Raw genomic sequence first — 18,481 nt, forward strand, 5'->3', positions numbered from 1 at the left:
ATTTTGCGTGACATTGCCCCTCGCCGCAATCTAAATCCGGCCATTTTGTGTAATGATGGCGTTTACCTTGGCTCAAGCGTGGCGCAGGGTATTTTGCCCCTGTGCCAGTGGCACGGCGTAAAGTGTTATCTAAAATAAAACAGGAGTAGCTCGTGGGCATAGAAGTCAATTTCGAGGGCAAGATTGCCCTGATTACCGGCGCATCGAGCGGCCTCGGCGCGCGCTTTGCGAAAGTGCTGGCACAGGCCGGCGCGCAGGTCGTGCTGGCGTCGCGCCGCACCGAACGCCTGAAGGAATTGCGGGCCGAAATCGAAGCCGATGGCGGCGCCGCGCACGTGGTGTCGCTCGACGTGACCGACTTCGCCAGCATCAAGTCGGCCATCGCGCATGCGGAAACAGAAGCGGGCCCCATCGATATCCTCGTCAACAATTCCGGTGTCTCTACCACGCAACGCCTGGTCGACGTCACGCCCGAAGATTACTCGTTCGTGATGGACACCAATCTGCGCGGATCGTTCTTCGTGGCCCAGCAAACGGCCAAGCGCATGATCGCGCGCGCCAAGGGCGACCCGAAAAAACAGCACCGCATCATCAATATCGCCTCGATGGCGGGCTTGCAGGTGCTGCCGCAGATCGGCGTGTATTGCATGAGCAAGGCGGGCATGGTGCACATGACGCGCGCCATGGCCGTGGAGTGGGGCAAGTACGGCATCAACACGAACGCCATCTGCCCCGGCTATATTTCCACGGAAATCAATGAAGATTACTTTGCCACCGAGCAGGGCAAGAAGCTGATCGAAATGCTGCCGAATAAACGTCCGGGCAAGCCGGAAGACCTCGACGGCCTGCTGTTGCTGCTGGCGGGCGAGGATTCGCATTTCATCAACGGCGCCATCATCTCCGCAGACGGTGGCATGAGTACCTTCTAGCGCTGCAGCTGCAGCCCCACCAGCTTGTGCACGAGCTCCGACGATGTCGATGCGGCGAACTTGCGCATCAGCTTGGCGCGGTGCATTTCCACCGTGCGGGGGCTGAGGTCGATCTGGCGGGCGATGACCTTGCTGGTCTTGCCTTCCACCAGCAGGGCGGCGATTTCGCGCTCGCGCGGCGTCAGCTCCGCCGTCACGGGACGTTTCTCGCTGACATCCTCGAACGTCCAGATGCCCGGCCCCAGCGGTTCCTGCGGCAGCATGGCGTGGCCCGTGACGTGGCACCAGAACAATTCACCATTACTGCGGCGCATGATGCGCTCGTCCGAATAGCGTCCCCTGGCGTTCATGATGGGGATGATGCGGTCACCGGTGCGCAGGAATTCGTCGTGCGTGGGGTAGAGTACTTCGAAGGACTGGTCGTCGAGCTGGGCGCGCGCATAGCCGAACATGGCCGCCAGCGCTTCGTTGCAGCTGCGCATGATACGGTTTTCCGACATGCACATGCCCACGGGCGCGTGCAGGAAGATGCTTTCATAATCGATGGCTGACGCGGCGTTCATCTGATACGTATCACTCTCACAGGGGGATTGCCGGCACGGCGCCGGTAGTTCTACGGTATTGTACTTTCCACTCGCGTATTTTATGCTGAGTCGCTGCCTGAGTCATGGACTCAAGACCTAAGCTTAACAAAAGATAGAGGGACACCCATGAATAAAGTTTATCCTGACGCCGCCTCGGCGCTGGCCGGTATCGTCCAAGATGGCCAGACCATCGCCGTCGGCGGCTTCGGCCTGTGCGGCATCCCCGAAGCCCTGATCGGCGCCTTGCGCGATTCGGGCGTGACGGGCCTGACGGCCATTTCCAACAATGCAGGCGTGGACGGCTTCGGCCTGGGCCAGTTGCTCACCACGCGCCAGATCAAGAAAATGATCGCTTCCTACGTGGGTGAAAACAAGGAATTCGCGCGCCAGTACCTGGCTGGCGAACTGGAACTGGAATTCACGCCGCAAGGCACCCTGGCCGAGAAACTGCGCGCCGGCGGCGCCGGCATTCCTGCCTTCTTCACCAAGACGGGCGTGGGCACCATCGTTGCCGACGGTAAGGAAATCCGCGAATTCGATGGCGAGCAATATGTGATGGAACGCAGCCTCGTGGCCGACGTGGCGCTGGTCAAAGCCTACATGGCCGACCGCGCGGGCAATTTGGTCTATCGCAAGACGGCGCGCAATTTCAATCCGAACGTGGCCATGGCCGGCAAGATCACCATCGTCGAAGTGGAAAAACTGGTGGAAGTGGGCGAGATCGACCCGGACCAGGTCCACACGCCGAGCATCTTCGTGCACCGCATCGTGGTCAATGCGAATCCGGAAAAACGCATCGAGCAGCGCACCGTGCGCGCCGATTAAATACAAGATTGGGAGACGATAATGGCTTGGACTAGAGATGAGATGGCCGCGCGCGCGGCGAAAGAATTGCAGGATGGCTTTTATGTGAACCTGGGCATCGGCTTGCCGACCCTGGTGGCGAACTATGTGCCGGAGAACATCGAAGTATTTCTGCAGTCGGAAAACGGCTTGCTGGGCATCGGCCCGTTCCCCACGGAAGATGAAGTCGACGCCGACCTGATCAACGCCGGCAAACAGACGGTGACGGCCTTGCCCGGCGCCGCCTACTTCAGCTCGGCCGATTCGTTCGGCATGATTCGCGGCGGCAAGATCAACCTGGCCATCCTGGGCGCCATGCAAGTGTCGGAAAAGGGCGACCTGGCGAACTGGATGATCCCAGGCAAGATGGTCAAGGGCATGGGCGGCGCGATGGACCTCGTCGCCGGCGTCAAGCGCGTCGTCGTGCTGATGGAACACGTGGCCACGGCCAAGGATGGCACGACGTCGCACAAGCTGCTGAAACAGTGCGACTTGCCGCTGACGGGCGTGGGCGTGGTCGATGTCATCATCAGCGACCTGGGCGTCATCGACGTGACGGAAAACGGCTTGAAGCTGGTGGAACTGGCGCCGGGCGTGACCAAGGAGCAGGTGCAGGCGGCCACGGGCGCGGAACTGGACGTTTCCGCCGTGTAAGCAACGGATATTGCTGGTGAAGCGGGGCGGACAGCGATGTCCGCCCTTTTTTTATGCGCTCGCCTTGCCGCGCAATGCGTCCAGGCTGTAGGCGCCGGCGCCCGCTACCGCGAAGTACAGGAAGGTGAAGCAATACATGACGGCCATTTCGCCGCCGTTCAGGATGGGCAAAAAACCGGCTGGCGCGTGCGCCATGAAATAGGCGGCCGCCATCTGGCCCGACAGGATGAAGGCGACGGGGCGTGTGAACAGGCCGACCAGCAGCAAGGTGCCGCCGACCAGCTCGATGATGCCGGCCGCGCCCATCACGGAAAACAGTTGCAGGCCGTCGAACATGGCCACGTGCGGCGCGCCGAACAGCTTGGCCGTGCCGTGTTGCAGGAAGAGAAAGCCGAGGATGATGCGCAGCAGGCCCAGCAGGCGTGGGCTCCAGGTGGCGTAAAAGGCGGGCGAGAGGGACATGAGTGCTCCATTCAAAAGTGAAGATGGTTCGGTGTCAGGCTTGCATTAACGCAATGTCATTATGCGGGAGCCTGGCGGCGAAAAGTAAGCAGTACTGTAATGGTTTTTCATTCATTGATCATCGTGATAAATATTGATGCATGATTTACTCTGTGTTGATGATGCGAGAAGCCCGCGCGCAATAAAAAAGGCTCTGTCATCGGCAAGTAGGGGAAAAGTCGGAATCTTCCTGTGGCCGTGCTGTCTGACTCTGCATACTCACTCTGCGGGAGCCAATCATGCGGCCAGACGAATGGATCAGTTTTATCGCGCAGTTTGCCCGGTTGAGTCAACGCCAGCGGCAGGCAGGCATTGCCCTGCTGCATGGTAACTCTCCACACGACGCGACCATCGCGCTGCTGGAAAGTGTGGTCCAACCGCGATTGGCCTGTCCCGCCTGCCACTCGGCGCACTTGCACCGGCACGGCCATGCGCACGGCTTGCAACGCTACCGTTGCGTGCCGTGCGGCCGTACCTTCAATGCGCTCACCGGCACGCCGCTGGCCCGCTTGCGCCACAAGGCGCTGTGGCTCGACTACGCCGATTGTCTGCTGGCATCGGATTCCGTCCGCAAGGCGGCATTGCAGCTGGGCGTGCACCGCAACACCACCTTTCGCTGGCGCCACCGGTTTTTATCGCTGGCAAGGACGGACCGGCCGCACGGCCTGCACGGCATCGCCGAAGCGGACGAGCTGTATCTGCTGGAATCGGAAAAGGGCGCCAGAACAATGACGCGTCCGGCCCGCCGCCGGGGCGGCCATGCCCACAAGCGCGGCATTTCCAATGAACAAGTCTGCATCCTAGTGGCGCGCGACCGCACGGGGCAGACCCTGGATTTCGTCACGGGCAAAGGGGCGCTGACGCAGGCGCAGCTGCATCGCTGTTTATTGCCCGTCATCGACAAGGACGTGCTGCTGGTCACCGATGGCCATGCCGCCTACCGGGCTTTTGCGAGGGAAGCGGGCATCAGTCACCAGGCTGTCAACTTGCGCGCCGGCATCCGCGTGCAGGGCGCCGCCCATGTGCAGAACGTCAATGCGTATCACAGCCGATTGCGACAATGGCTGGGCCCGTTTCACGGCGTGGCGACGCGCTATCTGCCGAACTACCTGGGATGGCGCTGGATCCTCGATGCCAGGCGCATCCGCTCACCCGAAACGTTATTGAAGGCAACATTGGGCGCATTCCCACATCTGACGGTGACATAGCCATAAAAAAAGCCCCGCAGATCGCTCTGCGGGGCTTCCAATGGAGAGAGTAGGGCTTATTTGACGATATTGACGGTCGGTGCAACGTAGGCGTCTTCCGTCGGGTGGGTCGGATGGGCCAGCTCGCTGTGCAGCTTGTCCATGTCCAGTTCCTTTTCCCATTTCGACACGACGATGGTGGCCACGCCGTTGCCGACGAAATTGGTCAGCGCGCGGCATTCGCTCATGAAGCGGTCGATGCCCAGGATCAGCGCCATGCCGGCCACGGGGATCGTCGGCACCACGGCCAGGGTCGCGGCCAGCGTGATGAAGCCGGCGCCCGTGATGCCGGACGCGCCTTTCGAGGTCAGCATCGCCACGCCCAGGATGGTCAGTTCCTGCCAGATGGTCAGGTCGGTATTCGTTGCTTGCGCAACGAACAGGGCAGCCATGGTCATGTAGATGTTGGTGCCGTCCAGGTTGAACGAGTAGCCGGTAGGTACGACCAGGCCGACGACTGGCTTGGAGCAGCCCAGGCGCTCGAGTTTCTTCATCAGGGCCGGCAGGGCCGATTCCGACGAGCTCGTGCCCAGCACGATCAGCAGTTCTTCCTTGATATACAGCAAGAAGCGGCCGATGGAGAAGCCCGTGTATTTGGCGATGGCGCCCAGCACGACGAAGACGAACAAGAAGCAGGTCAGGTAGAACGAGCCCATCAGCTTGGCCAGCGGGATCAGCGATGCCAGGCCGTATTTGCCGATGGTAAAGGCCATCGCGCCGAACGCGCCGACGGGAGCGACTTTCATGATGATGTTGACCATGCCGAAGATGGCATGCGACAGCTCGTCGATCAGCTTGGTGACGGGACGGCCGCGCTCTCCCAGCAGGGACAGCGAAAAGCCGAACAGGATGGCGATCAGCAGTACTTGTAGGATGTCGCCCTTGGCGAAGGCGTCGACGAAGGTCTTCGGGATGATGTTCATCAGGAAGTCGATGGTCGACAGGCCTTCGGCATGCGTGTATTGCGCGATCGACTTGGCGTCCAGGTGGGCCGGATCGGCGTTGAAGCCGGCGCCCGGTTTGAGGATGTTAGCAACCAGCAAGCCGATGGCCAGCGCGAAGGTGGAGACCACTTCGAAGTACAGCAGCGCCTTGCCGCCCACTCGGCCGATTTTCTTGACGTCCTGCATGCCCGCGATGCCGGAGACCACGGTACAGAAAATCACCGGGGCGATGATCATCTTGATCAGTTTGATAAAGCCGTCGCCCAGCGGTTTCATGTCGACGGCGTTCGAAGGGTAGAACACCCCCAGCAGCACGCCGGCGACGATGGCGAACAGCACCTGTACGTACAGGATTTTATAGAATGGTTTTTTCACGAGTGGTCTCCTCTTGCGGGTTGATGCTGCGATCATCCGCCCATTGCCGGGCCGGCTCAATTGTGGATAACCGCAGATATGCATTTTCGCTATATCGGGTATTGCGCCATGGCGGGCGTGCCAGTAATGTGCTGCGGCGCAGCATTTCAGCCGCGCGCTTGGAGCATTGCCCGCGCTGCGCTACACTGCCGTAGCGTCGCGCGCGAGGCAGCCGGCAAATCGCCGGTTTCTTTGTTTTTTACTACCAAATAACGACGCCGGACAAAACCGTAGCGGGCGGAAGGGAGTTGTGGCCGAGAAGCGCAACCGTACTGAAGTACGGTGAGCATCGCAGGCCGCAACCACCGACGCGCAGCAGGTTTTCTCCGGTGTTAAAGGAATGGCATGATCGAAGCGAGCATCAAATCCGTGCAGTGCATTTCCCCCGCAGGCTTGCATACCATGTCCTACAAGGAGTGGGGCGCGCCAGACAATCCGAACGTGCTCGTCTGCGCCCATGGCGTCACGCGCGTGGCGGACGACTTCGACAACCTGGCGCGCGCCATGGCCAGCGATTACCGCGTGATCTGCCCCGACGTGGTGGGCCGCGGGCGCTCTGGCTGGCTGGCCAATCCCCAGTTCTACCGCGTGCCGCAATATGTGAGCGACATGGTGACCCTGCTGGCGCGCGTGCTGGCCAATGGCGAGCGCCAGACGGTGGACTGGTTCGGCACCTCGATGGGCGGCTTGATCGGCTTGGGCCTGGCGTCCCTGCCGCACAGCCCGATCAGCAAGCTGGTCCTGAACGATATCGGCCCGACCCTGGCGCCGGAAGCCTTGCAGCGCATCGGCGACTACATCGGCCAGGACTTGCGTTTCGAAACGTTCGAGCAGGGCGCCAAGTTTGTGCGCGACGTGTCCGCCAGCTTCGGCCCGCACACGGATGCGGAATGGCATAAACTGGCGGTCGATGTGTTGCGGCAAGACAAGGATGGCCGTTGGCGCCGCCACTATGATATGGGGCTGGCCATGCCGTTCCGCTCGGCCACGCCGGAATCGGCGGCCAGCGACGAAGCCATGCTGTGGGCCGCGTACGATGCCGTGCGCTGCCCCACTTTGCTGGTGCGCGGGTCGGAATCCGATCTGCTGTCGCACGCGACGGCCACGCTGATGCTGGGCCGTGGCCCGAAAGCGGAACTGGTGGAAATCGCCGGCGTGGGCCACGCGCCCACTTTCGTCCACGACGACCAGATCGCCATCGCGCGCAAGTTTTTGCTGGGTAAATAATAGGCAGTAACGCTGTACCGATTTTGAAACAACCGAAAGAAGAAGCATGGAAATTACACGACTGCACGTAGGCAAACGCCTCTCCGAAGTAGCGATACACAACAGCACCATCTACCTGGCTGGCCAGATCGCCGAAGACACGACGCAAGGCATCGTCGGCCAGACGCGCGAAGTGCTCGGCCACGTCGATCGTCTGCTGATGGAAGCGGGCAGCGACAAGACTTGCATTCTGTCGTGCCAGATCTACATCGCCGACATGAAAGACTTTGCCGGCATGAATGAAGTGTGGGACGACTGGGTCGCCTCGGGCCACACGCCGCCGCGCGCCACGGTGGAAGCGAAACTGGCCAATCCGGCATGCCTGGTTGAAATCGTCATCATCGCTGCAGAACGTTAAGTTATCACGCTGTTCAGTCATTCAGTTTATAAGGTAATACATGGTTTCCATCTCGGCCCCGAATAGCGCCACATCGGAACAACTGGTAGAGGGCTTGAGTGCGCCGGACAGCGCGCGCGTGCTGGATGCGCTCGCGTATGCCACCGAAGCGTATGGCGACAAGCAGACCTTCGCGGGCCGCTCCGCGCTGGAGTTCGCCATCGGCGTGGCCACCACCCTGGCCTTCCTGCGCAGCGATGCGGAAACGCGCATTGCCGGCCTGATGTTCGAGCTGACCCTGCTGGAACCGGACACGGCGGCCGACATCGAACCGCGCTTCGGCAAGCAGGTGTGCGACCTGGCAACAGGCGTGCGCCAGCTGATCCGCCTGCGCGCGCTGACCCAGGCGCAGCATGGCGGCACGGCCGGACGGGGCAAGAATGCGGCGCAGCAAGCCGTGGCCCAGGTGGAAACCTTGCGCAAGATGCTGCTGGCGATGGCGTCCGACATGCGTGTCGTGCTGGTGCGCCTGGCGTCCTGCGTGACGACCTTGCGTTATTTCGCCGACTTGAAGCTGTACAACGACATGACCTACGAGTACGGCAAGGAAACCCTGGACCTGTACGCGCCGCTGGCCAACCGCCTCGGCATCTGGCAGCTGAAATGGGAACTGGAAGACTTGTCGTTCCGCTTCATCGAGCCTGAAGCGTATAAACGCATCGCCAAGATGCTGGAAGAAAAGCGCATGATGCGCGAGGGTTTCGTTGCCTCGGCGATTTTGCGCCTGCAGACGGAGCTGGCGTCGGCCGGTATCCAGGCGGAAGTGTTTGGCCGCCCGAAACACATTTACAGCATCTGGAACAAGATGCGCGGCAAGGAGCTGGACTTTACGGCCCTGTACGACGTGCGCGCCTTCCGCGTCATCGTTGCCGACGTGAAAACCTGCTACACGGTGCTGGGCGTGGTCCACAATATCTGGACCCCCATCCCGAAAGAATTCGACGATTACATTTCGCGGCCGAAACCGAACGGTTACCAGTCGCTGCACACGGTGGTGACGGCCGAGGATGGCCGGCCGCTGGAAGTGCAAATCCGCACGAATGAAATGCACAGCTTTGCCGAATACGGCGTGGCCGCGCACTGGCGCTACAAGGAAGAGGGCGGCTCGAATTTTGCCGGCCAAAAATACGACGAAAAGATCGCCTGGCTGCGCCAGCTGCTGGCCTGGAAAACCGAGGTGGCCGACGCCGTCGTGGGCCAGGAAGAAATCCAGCGCGAATGGGTGGAAAAGCTCAAATCGGCCACCCTGGACGACCGCATCTTCGTCATGACGCCGCAGGCGCGCGTGCTGGAATTGCCCGTCGGCGCCACGCCCGTCGATTTTGCCTATCATTTGCACACGGACGTGGGCCACCGCTGCCGTGGCGCCAAGGTCGACGGCATCATGGTGCCCCTGAATACGCAATTGAAAAACGGCCAGACCTGCGAAATCATCACGGCCAAGGGCGCGCCGGGTACGGCCGGACCGTCGCGCGACTGGCTCAGCGCCGGCTACGCCGTCAGCACGCGCACGCGCTCGAAAATCCGTGCCTGGTTCCATGCGATCGACATGCAGGAAACCCTGGCCCACGGCCGCGCGCTGGTGGAAAAGTCCTTGCAGCGCGAAGGCAAGACGGCCGTCAACCTCGAAGCGCTGGCGCAAAAGCTGGGCTTTGCGAAAGTCGACGAGCTGTTCCTGTCGGTCGGCAAGGATGAATTCAGCTTGCGCCACGTGGAGCAGGCGCTGCACGACAATGGCGAAGTGGTGGTGCCGGAAGACGCCGTGCTGGTCGGCAAAAGCCGTGCTTCCAGCGTGGAACAGGGCGCCAAGTCCGGCGTGCTGGTGGTGGGCACGGAAGGCTTGATGACGGTCTTGGCCAAGTGCTGCAAGCCGGCGCCGCCGGACAGCATCGTCGGTTTCGTCACGCGCGGCAAGGGTGTGTCGATTCACCGCGCCACCTGCAAGAATTTCGAGGAAATGCGCGCCAAGGCGCCCGAGCGCGTGATCTTCACGGAGTGGGGCAGCACGGGCGGGCACGACACCGTGTATCCGGTCGACATCTTTATTCTCGCCGGCGACCGCCAGGGCTTGCTGCGCGACATTTCCGAAATCTTTTCGCGCGAAAAGATCAACGTCATCGGCGTCAATACCCAAAGCGCCAAGGGCCAGGCCCGCATGACCTTCACGGCCGAGATCAGCTCGACGGCGCAGTTGCTGAAGGCGCTGAATGTGATCAAGGATGTCAGTGGCGTGCTTGAGGCTCGGCGTAGCTAGTCTTTGCACCCCAAGGACAGATGCCGGGGTCGTACCCTGAGGGTACGACCCCAGTCCTTGCTAGTGGGTTTTGTCACCCGCATGCAACCCCGCCATCGCCGCCGTCTCCGGCTGCAGGGTGATGTGGTCTATTCCATGCTTACTCAATAACATCTTCTTGATCGCCCGCAAGACCTTCGGCCAGTGGTCGAGGTGCTCGATTTCCACGTGGCCGATCAGGGCAGGCTGGCCGGGCGACATGTCCCACACGTGCAGGTCGTGCACGGCAATCACGCCGTCCACTTGTTCCACGTCCGTGCCCACCTCGATGTAGTCGATGTGCATCGGTACGCCTTCCATCAGGAAATGGTAGGACTCGCGCAGCACGCCAAACGTCGATTTTAAAATCAGCAGCGACACGAGCACGGACAGCAGCGGGTCGATCTGCATCCAGCCCGTGAAGTAAATGACGGCGCCTGCGATGATGGCGGCGACCGAGCCGAGCAAGTCGCCCATCACGTGCACCAGGGCGGCGCGCGTGTTGACGCTTTGCTTGTCTTTCGATAATACCCACGCCACCACCACGTTGATGGCCAGGCCGATGAAGGCGACGATGAAGACCATGCCGCCCTTGACCGGTTGCGGAGCGGAAAAGCGCAGCACGGCTTCATAGCAGATCCAGCCCACCACGCACAGCATGGCCAGGCCGTTGACGAAGGCGGCCAGCGCCTCGGCGCGGCCAAAGCCGAACGAGTGGCGCGGCGAGGGAGGACGGCGGGCGATCAGCTGCGCCAGCAGGGCCAGTCCCAGCGCGGCCGCGTCCGTGACCATGTGGCCCGCGTCGGAAATCAGGGCCAGCGAATTGGACAGGAAGCCGGCCGCAACCTCGATGCCGGCAAACGACAGGGTCAGGCCCAGCGCCCACGCGAGGATGCTCTGGCTGCGTCCCTCGAACGAGTGGGTGTGCTTGGCGTCGCCTTTCAGGTGGGCGTGCAAATGGGTGGCGTCGTGTTCGGTGTGCGTGGGCTGCATGGAATGCTTTGTTGAATGATCTTGCCGTCAGTGTAATTGAAAAGCAACAAAACAGTCTGCCCATAAAAAAACCTGCAGGCCGCGAGGCACTGCAGGTTTTACCTGGAGCAAATAATTTTACTGTGCCGCCGTCTCGCCGAACTTGCCATCGCGGAAATCCTGTACGGCCTGGAAAACTTCCGCCTGGGTATTCATGACGAACGGGCCATATTGCGCGATCGGTTCGTTCAAGGGCTGGCCGGCGACGAGAATCACGCGTCCGCCCTCGGGCGCCTCGATGCGCACGCCGTCGCTGCCCGGCGTGTTGCTGAAGATCGCCATGCGCAGGGCGGGCACGGCCTTGCCGTCGACCTGCACTTCGCCACGGAAGGTGTAGAGGAAGGCGTTATGGCCTGGCGGCAATGGCTGCTCGAAGCTGGTGCCGGCCGGCAAGTCGATATCAAGGTACAGCGGTTCCGTCAGCTCGCGCTGCACGGCGCCCGTCACGCCATGGCTCTCGCCGGCGATCACTTGCACGGCCACACCCGCGTCCGTCGTGTAGCGGGGGATGTCGCTGCTCGTGAAATCGCGGTACCACGGCGTGCGCATCTTGTCGCGCGCGGGCAGGTTCAGCCACAGTTGAAAACCTTCCATCACGCCTTCTTCCTGCTCCGGCATTTCCGAGTGGATCACGCCGCTGCCGGCCGTCATCCATTGCACGCCGCCCGACGTCAGCAAGCCTTCGTTGCCCGCGCTGTCCTTGTGGCGCATGCGTCCCGTGATCATGTACGACACGGTTTCGAAGCCACGGTGCGGATGCTCGGGGAAGCCGGCGATATAGTCGTTCGGCTTGTCGCTGGCGAAATTGTCGAGCATCAAAAACGGGTCGAGACGGCGCTGCAGCTGCTGCGTCAGCACGCGGTTGATCTTCACGCCGGCGCCATCCATGACAGCCTGGCCGGCGATCACGCGCTCGACGGCGCGTGGCTTGTTGACGGTAGTGATGTCGCTCATTGCTTTCTCCTGTTTGGGGTCAGACCCGCCGGAACTCGGCGTCCCCGTCTGACCCCTTGTTGCTGCAGTCAGCTATTACACCAGAATGGCGTTGATCTCGGCGTCCGCCAGGGCTTGCGCCTTGGCCACGGCTTCCGGACCCATGCCCATGCCTTCCGAATACACGTATTGCACGTCGGTCATGCCCAGGAAGCCGAACATTGTGTTCAGGTAAGGCACCTGGCTGTCGTTGGCGCTGTCGCGGTGCAAGCCGCCGCGGGACAGGCCCACGTAGACTTTCTTGCCCGTCAAGAGGCCAACTGGGCCGTTTTCCGTGTACTTGAAGGTGACGTTGGCGCGGGCAATCGCGTCGAACCAGCTTTTCAGTTGCACGGTGATGCCGAAGTTGTACATCGGCGCGCCGATGACGATCACGTCAGCCGCTTGCACTTGCGCAATCAGCGCGTCGTCCAGGGCGATACGGGCCGCTTGTTCCGGCGTGCGTTTGTCCGCTGGCGTGAACAGCGCTTGCAGGGTCGGCTCGTCGAGCACGGGGTGCGGTGCGGCAGCCAGGTCGCGGCGCGTCAGATTTGCTTCAGGGTTGGCGGCTTGTACGCGGGCGACGATGGCGTCGGCCAGGCGGGTCGAGGCGGAACCGGTGCTGCGGGCGCTGGAATTGATTTGCAGGATGTTCATCTTGTTTTCTCCGTTGTGAGGTGTCTTGCGATGGATGAACTATAGCAATTCCAAAATTGATGCGGAAGCCGTTAAAATGGATAACATTAACCCACCAATGGAACAATGAGGTTGTATGGATATCGATCCCGGAGATCTGCTGCTGTTTGCCCGCGTCGTCGAATGCGGCAGTTTCAGTCGCGCCGCCGTGCGCGTGGACTTGCCCAAGTCGACCCTGTCGCGCCGTATCTCGCTGCTGGAAGCGAAACTGGGCGAACGATTGCTGCTGCGTACCACGCGCAAGCTGGCGCTGACGGAGTTTGGTGCCAGCCTGCTCGAGCATGCGCGCAAGGTGGTCGAGGAAACGGAAGCGGCCGGCGCCCTGGCGCAGCACCGCCAGGCCGGACCCAGCGGCTTGCTGCGCATTTCCATGCCGGCCGATTTCGGCGACACCCTGATGCGCCAGGTACTGGCCGAGTTCGTGCGCCGTTATCCGGCCATTTCGCTGGAACTGGACTTGTCGGCGCGCCGCGTGGATTTGCTGGAAGAAAATTTCGACCTGGCCATCCGCATGGGCAATTTGCCCGACGACGCCAGCCTGTCCGCGCGCCGCGTGGCCTTCAGTACGCTCGCCCTGTACGCCTCGCCGCAATACACGAGCGTGCACGGCTTGCCCGAGCATCCCGACGATCTGTACGGCCATAATCTGCTCAGCTTGCCCCGCGCCGTGCATGGCCTCGTGCACTGGACTTTGATCCGCGGCAAGACGACGTGGGAGCGCGATCTGCCCGTGCGCCTGCTGGCCAATTCTCCGGAATTGCTGGTGCGCATGGCGTGTACGGGCGTGGGCATCGCGGCCAGCACGGACCGCTTTGCCATGGCCTATGTGGCGACGGGGGAATTGGTGCGCGTGCTGCCGGAGTGGAGTTTTCCGCTGGTTACGGGCTGGGCCGTGTTTCCCGGCCGGCGCTTGATGCCGGCCAAGACGCGGGCATTCCTGGACTTGATGGAAGAGATGTACAAGACGGACGCGCCCGTGTAGCGCGCGTCCGGATGCTTTACTTGGGCAGGTTGCCCATGACTTCGCCCAGCTGCACGGGGCCGGCCGGTTGCCAGCTGGCGTTGAATTGCACGGTGTCTTTCGGGAACAGCATGACGACGGTGGAACCGAGCAGGAAGCGGCCCAGCTCTTCGCCCTGTTTCAGCACGACATTGTCGTTCGCATAGCTCCAGTCGCGCACCTGGCCCGTGCGCGGCGGATTGACGACGCCGTGCCAGACGGTGGCCATGCTGCCGACGATGGTGGCGCCGACCAAAGTCATGACGAAGGGGCCGTTGGCCGTGTCGAACACGCAGACGACGCGCTCGTTGCGGGCGAACAGGCCGGGAATGCCGCGCGCCGTCGTCGGGTTGACGGAAAACAGTTCGCCGGGCACATAAATCATGCGCGTCAAACGGCCGTCGCACGGCATGTGGATGCGGTGGTAGTCGCGCGGGCTCAGGTACAGGTTGGCGAAGCTGCCATGCTCGAACTTGGCCGCCAGGGCCGCATCGCCGCCGACCAGGGCCGTCGTGCTGAAGTTGTGGCCCTTGGCCTGGAAGATCTGGTCCTTGTCGATCGTGCCGAACTGGCTGATGCGGCCATCGACGGGGCAGATGTAGTCGGCCTGCGCCAGCGGACGGGCATCGGGACGCAGCGCGCGCGTGAAAAAGTCGTTGAAGCTCGTGTAGTGCGTGATGTCCGGGTCCAGCGCCTCATCCATGTTGACGTTGTAGCGGCCGACGAACCAGCGGATCAGCCGCGTCGTCATGGCGCCGCCCTTGGCGCCCGCGATGCGGCCGGCAAAGTTGGTCAGTGCTCCTTTGGGTAGCAGATATTGAGGCAGGACGGCAAGACGGTCAGACACGATGGGAAGCCTTTGACGGGGTGATGGGAACAATGGTGAAAACGCATTATAGCGGCGATGTGGCGCGCAATGATATGCGCCGTATGCAAGGGGGCGTATCACGCTTCGCCGCCGAATTTAATTTGCCATAAGAAATATTTTCGGGAAACTGCGCTACCCGATAAAAATTGCAGCACAATACGGCGGCCTGTTTTTTAGCTTTTAGCCATTTTTATTCAGCCAACTTTTTTCAGCCAGGTCATGATGCCACGCCGTTGCCTCCGCCTTACCGTTATTTGTTCCGCCGTGTTACTTGCCTGGAATGCCCAGGCCCGGCAAGCCGAAGCGCCAGCCGCCGCCGCCGCTTCCACCGCTGCGCCGCTGAAGGCTGACAAGCCCGCTGCGCCCGCCATGCAAACCGTGGAAGTCAAGGGCAGCGGCTATGATCCGCGCCGCGACGATACGGCCAGCAAGATGGTGGTCAGCAGCGAAGAGATACTCAAGTACGGCGACTCGAACGTCACCGACGTGCTCAAGCGCTTGCCCGGCATTACCGTCTCCGGCGCGGCCGGACGCTCGGGCGGCGAAATCCGCATGCGGGGCCTGGGCAGCGGCTACACGCAGATCCTGCTCAACGGCGAGCGGGCGCCGGCCGGTTTCTCGCTCGACACCCTGTCGCCCGACGTGATCGAACGCATCGAAATTCTGCATGCGGCCAGCGCCGAGTACAGCACGCAGTCGATCGCCGGCACCATCAACGTGGTGCTGAAAAAGGCCGTGAAGACGGCGCAGCGCGAGCTCAAGCTGGGCGTGCAGGGCAGTGACGTGAGCTTTTCGCCCAGCGTCAACGTGCAGCTTTCCGACCGCGACGGCAATTTCTCGTACTCGATGGCCGGTTCGCTGTTCCGCTACGACTACCATTACGACAATCCCGGCCTGGAACTGGGCTACGCCCCCGATGGCCGGCAAAACCTGCTGCGCCGCACGAACGGCACGGGCGACGGCCGCCCGGAAGGCATCAACCTGTCGCCACGCCTGAACTGGGTGCTGGCCAATGGCGATAACGTGACGGCGCAATTCTTCTTCAATGGCGGGCGCTCGAACCACCGCAACTTCAGCCGCGCGGAAACGCAGCAGGGCTTGCGTCCCGACTACGACACCAACATGGGTAGCTCGAGCAACCACAATGCCTTCGGCCGCAGCGACCTGACGTGGATGCACAAGCTGACCGGCGGCGCCAGACTGGAACTGAAAATCGGCGCCTCGGCCGCCCGCAATACGTCCGACAGCCTGCAGCAAGGCTTTGTCGATGGCAGCGGCCTGGCGCTCGAACGCAAGGTGGGCGTGAAGGCGACGGAAAACGGCGTCAGTTCGACGGGTAAATATTCGTCGCCCTTGCTGCCCGGCCATGCCCTGTCGATGGGCTGGGACGGCGCCTACACGGAGCGCGACGAAACGCGCCGGCAGCGCGAAGCGGCCCTGGCTGTCTTGGGCGCGCGTCCACCCGTCAACAGCGACGAAGGTTTCGACGCCACCATCAAGCGCCTGGCCCTGTACGTGCAGGACGACTGGGAAATCACGCCGCGCTGGTCCATGTATGCGGGCGTGCGCTGGGAAGGCATCGATACGCGCAGCGCGGGCGATACCTATGATGAAGTGAACCAGCGCACCAGCGTGTGGAGCCCGCTGCTGCAAACCCTGTGGAAGTTGCCCTCTACCCGTGGCGACCAGGTACGTTTGGCCCTGACGCGCACCTACAAGGCGCAGCCCACGGCGAGCCTGATTCCGCGCCGCAATACCTCGACCAACAATAGCCAGACGGACCCCGACCGCGAAGGCAATCCCTACCTGAAACCGGAGCTGGCGCTGGGCATCGACGCCTCGTACGAGCACTACTGGGCCGAAGGCGCCTTGCTCAGCGCGCGCGCCTCGGCGCGCCGTATCGATGGCTATACGCGCCAGGGCTTGCTGTTCATCAATGACCGCTGGGTATCGACGCCCGTCAACGATGGCCGCGCCAATACGCAGACATTGGAACTTGAAGCGAAGTTCCCGCTGCGTGCCGTGATGGCCGCGCCCGTGCCCGCCATCGACTTGCGCGCCAGCATCAGCCGCAACTGGTCGCAAGTCGAACGCGTGCCGGGGCCGGACAACCGCCTCGACCAGCAAACCCCCGTCAGCGGCAACTTCGGTCTCGACTACAAGACGCCGGACGGCGTGCTGACGACGGGCGGCAGCTTCAACTTCCGCAATGGCGGCCCCGTGCGCATCACGGAGCGCCAGAGCGCCTACACCTCGCCGCGGCGCGACGTCGACATTTATGCGCTGTGGAAATTCGATGCGAAGAACCAGCTGCGTCTGGCCGTGTCGAACTTGTTGGCGCAAGACTTCGAAAGCACCACCGCGTATGCGGACGCCAGCGGCACGATAGCCCGTAACAGTATTTCGCCGAGTTCGCCGCAGGCGCGCGCGACCCTGGAAATGAAGTTCTGAGCGCGCTGTTTCTATACTGAAAACCCCGGCCGGCATCCCCGCTGGCCTATAATCTCGGCAATCGCGCGCACGGCCCGTCCGTGCGCGCCACCTTTTACTTTGCCAAGATTGCTTTCCCCATGACGTTTTCCTCCCTCGGCCTGATCGATCCCCTGGTCCGCAAACTTGACGAGCTCGGCTATGCCAAGCCCACGCCCGTGCAGGCGCAAGCGATTCCTGCCGTGCTGGCCGGGCGCGACCTGATGGCCGCCGCCCAGACGGGTACGGGCAAGACGGCCGGTTTCGCCGTGCCACTGCTGCAGCGCCTGACATTGGAAGGCGTGGTGGCGCCCCAGTGCGTGCGCGTGCTGGTGCTCGTGCCCACGCGCGAACTGGCCGAGCAAGTCTATGTCAGCTTCCGCAGCTATGGCGGCAATTTGCCGCTGCGCAGCTTTGTCGCGTATGGCGGCGTGCCCATCGAGCCGCAGATCAGCAAATTGCGCAAGGGCCTCGACGTGCTGGTGGCCACGCCCGGCCGTTTGCTGGACTTGCAGACGCAGGGCGCCGTCAAGTTCGAGCAGGTGCAAACCCTGGTGCTGGACGAGGCCGACCGCATGCTGGATCTGGGTTTCGAGCGCGAGCTCGATTTATTGCTGATGACCATGCCCAAGCAGCGCCAGACCCTGCTGTTCTCGGCCACCTTCTCGGACGCCATCCGCGCCATGGCGAAAACCATGCTGAAGGATCCCGTCTCGGTCGAGGTCAGCGCGCGCAACAGCACGGTCAAGGCCGTCAAGCAATCGGTCATCGTGTGCGACAAGAAACGCAAGCCGGAACTGTTTTTGCACTTGCTGAAGAAAAAGCGCTGGGGCCAGGTACTGGTCTTCGTCAAGACGCGCAAGGGCGTCGAGCAACTGGTGGCGACCTTGCTGGAGCAGGGCGTGCGCGCCGATTCGATTCACGGCGACAAGACGCAGCCGAACCGCTTGCGCGCGCTGGCCCGTTTCAAGGCGGCCGAGGTGCAGGTGCTGGTGGCCACCGACGTGGCCGCCCGTGGCCTCGATATCGATCAATTGCCGATCGTCGTCAATTTCGACTTGCCCACCGTGGCGGAAGACTATATTCACCGCATCGGCCGCACGGGCCGCGCGGGGGCCTCGGGCGAAGCGATTTCGCTCGTCTGCGCCGACGAAGTGGAATTGCTGTCGGCCGTCGAAGCGCTGACGCGGCAAACCCTGAAACGCGGCGAAGAACCCGGTTACGAGGCCGAGCACCGCGTGCCGGGTACGTCCGCCGGCGGCACGATCCAGAAAAAAGCCGTGAAAGTGCTGGCGCCAAAGGCGGCGGAGCGGGCCAAGAAAAGGCGCTTCTACAAATAATCGAGGGGGCGCGAGGCGCGCTGCACGGATATGCCATTCGTGCCATCATGCGC

17 protein-coding genes are annotated in these 18,481 nt (G+C 62.2%); 10 read left to right on the forward strand and 7 right to left on the reverse strand.

Features of this window, described 5'->3' with window-relative positions; genetic code table 11:
* Positions 1 to 152 precede the first annotated feature (152 nt).
* Complete coding sequence (locus tag CLU90_RS02580) at positions 153 to 929, forward strand: SDR family oxidoreductase (RefSeq protein WP_034752351.1); 777 nt, start codon at positions 153 to 155, stop codon at positions 927 to 929.
* On the opposite strand, the gene CLU90_RS02585 is transcribed toward CLU90_RS02580, so the two are convergent.
* Positions 926 to 1,492 carry a PAS and helix-turn-helix domain-containing protein gene (locus tag CLU90_RS02585; RefSeq protein WP_034752350.1) on the reverse strand — a complete coding sequence of 189 codons (567 nt, stop codon included), beginning with the start codon at positions 1,490 to 1,492 and terminating at the stop codon, positions 926 to 928. The two genes, CLU90_RS02580 and CLU90_RS02585, sit on opposite strands and share 4 nt — an antisense overlap.
* A 147-nt stretch (positions 1,493 to 1,639) precedes the next feature.
* Between CLU90_RS02585 and CLU90_RS02590 the strand changes: the two genes are divergently transcribed.
* Entirely contained in the window at positions 1,640 to 2,338 is a 699-nt protein-coding gene (locus CLU90_RS02590; protein WP_092715653.1) for a CoA transferase subunit A, read from the forward strand.
* Between the two features lie 21 nt (positions 2,339 to 2,359).
* Complete coding sequence (locus CLU90_RS02595) at positions 2,360 to 3,010, forward strand: CoA transferase subunit B (protein WP_092715651.1); 651 nt, start codon at positions 2,360 to 2,362, stop codon at positions 3,008 to 3,010.
* A 51-nt stretch (positions 3,011 to 3,061) separates the two neighbouring features.
* On the opposite strand, the gene CLU90_RS02600 is transcribed toward CLU90_RS02595, so the two are convergent.
* Complete coding sequence (locus CLU90_RS02600; protein WP_100427108.1) at positions 3,062 to 3,472, reverse strand: DoxX family protein; 411 nt, start codon at positions 3,470 to 3,472, stop codon at positions 3,062 to 3,064.
* A gap of 278 nt (positions 3,473 to 3,750) precedes the next feature.
* Here CLU90_RS02600 and CLU90_RS02605 point away from each other — a divergent pair, with 278 nt between their 5' ends.
* Positions 3,751 to 4,719, forward strand: coding sequence for an IS1595 family transposase (locus CLU90_RS02605; protein WP_100427109.1), 969 nt, complete (start codon positions 3,751 to 3,753; stop codon positions 4,717 to 4,719).
* Positions 4,720 to 4,775: 56 nt separating this feature from the next.
* Here CLU90_RS02605 and CLU90_RS02610 read toward each other — a convergent pair whose 3' ends face one another.
* A complete protein-coding gene (locus tag CLU90_RS02610; protein WP_232731048.1) occupies positions 4,776 to 6,113 on the reverse strand; it encodes a dicarboxylate/amino acid:cation symporter in 1,338 nt (445 codons plus the stop codon).
* Positions 6,114 to 6,461: 348 nt separating this feature from the next.
* Between CLU90_RS02610 and CLU90_RS02615 the strand changes: the two genes are divergently transcribed.
* From CLU90_RS02615 to CLU90_RS02625, 3 genes are read left to right on the forward strand one after another with little or no spacing between them, the layout of a single operon-like run.
* On the forward strand, positions 6,462 to 7,343 hold the full coding sequence (locus CLU90_RS02615) for an alpha/beta fold hydrolase (protein WP_100427111.1): 882 nt from the start codon (positions 6,462 to 6,464) through the stop codon (positions 7,341 to 7,343).
* 46 nt (positions 7,344 to 7,389) lie between these two features.
* Entirely contained in the window at positions 7,390 to 7,740 is a 351-nt protein-coding gene (locus CLU90_RS02620; protein ID WP_092715643.1) for a RidA family protein, read from the forward strand.
* 40 nt (positions 7,741 to 7,780) lie between these two features.
* Positions 7,781 to 10,033 carry a RelA/SpoT family protein gene (locus CLU90_RS02625; protein ID WP_092715641.1) on the forward strand — a complete coding sequence of 751 codons (2,253 nt, stop codon included), beginning with the start codon at positions 7,781 to 7,783 and terminating at the stop codon, positions 10,031 to 10,033.
* Positions 10,034 to 10,093: 60 nt separating this feature from the next.
* On the opposite strand, the gene CLU90_RS02630 is transcribed toward CLU90_RS02625, so the two are convergent.
* The 3 genes from CLU90_RS02630 to CLU90_RS02640 form a co-directional block, all read right to left on the reverse strand.
* Positions 10,094 to 11,044, reverse strand: a complete 951-nt coding sequence (locus CLU90_RS02630; protein ID WP_092715639.1) for a cation diffusion facilitator family transporter — start codon at positions 11,042 to 11,044, stop codon at positions 10,094 to 10,096.
* Between the two features lie 117 nt (positions 11,045 to 11,161).
* Positions 11,162 to 12,037: a pirin family protein gene (locus CLU90_RS02635; protein WP_100427112.1), complete on the reverse strand. Its 876-nt coding sequence runs from the start codon at positions 12,035 to 12,037 to the stop codon at positions 11,162 to 11,164.
* Positions 12,038 to 12,112: 75 nt separating this feature from the next.
* Positions 12,113 to 12,712 (reverse strand): FMN-dependent NADH-azoreductase, encoded by a 600-nt coding sequence (locus CLU90_RS02640; RefSeq protein ID WP_092715635.1) that lies wholly within the window; start codon positions 12,710 to 12,712, stop codon positions 12,113 to 12,115.
* A gap of 115 nt (positions 12,713 to 12,827) precedes the next feature.
* Here CLU90_RS02640 and CLU90_RS02645 point away from each other — a divergent pair, with 115 nt between their 5' ends.
* A complete protein-coding gene (locus tag CLU90_RS02645) occupies positions 12,828 to 13,733 on the forward strand; it encodes a LysR family transcriptional regulator (protein ID WP_100427113.1) in 906 nt (301 codons plus the stop codon).
* Between the two features lie 16 nt (positions 13,734 to 13,749).
* Here the strand turns inward: CLU90_RS02645 and asd are convergent, their stop codons facing one another.
* Positions 13,750 to 14,598: an archaetidylserine decarboxylase gene (gene asd, locus CLU90_RS02650; RefSeq protein WP_100427114.1), complete on the reverse strand. Its 849-nt coding sequence runs from the start codon at positions 14,596 to 14,598 to the stop codon at positions 13,750 to 13,752.
* A gap of 285 nt (positions 14,599 to 14,883) precedes the next feature.
* Between asd and CLU90_RS02655 the strand changes: the two genes are divergently transcribed.
* Entirely contained in the window at positions 14,884 to 17,070 is a 2,187-nt protein-coding gene (locus tag CLU90_RS02655; protein ID WP_232731049.1) for a TonB-dependent receptor plug domain-containing protein, read from the forward strand.
* A 119-nt stretch (positions 17,071 to 17,189) separates the two neighbouring features.
* Complete coding sequence (locus tag CLU90_RS02660) at positions 17,190 to 18,428, forward strand: DEAD/DEAH box helicase (RefSeq protein WP_100429358.1); 1,239 nt, start codon at positions 17,190 to 17,192, stop codon at positions 18,426 to 18,428.
* Positions 18,429 to 18,481: the final 53 nt, after the last annotated feature.

It is taken from the genome of Janthinobacterium sp. 67 (assembly GCF_002797895.1).
Classification (GTDB): domain Bacteria; phylum Pseudomonadota; class Gammaproteobacteria; order Burkholderiales; family Burkholderiaceae_D; genus Janthinobacterium.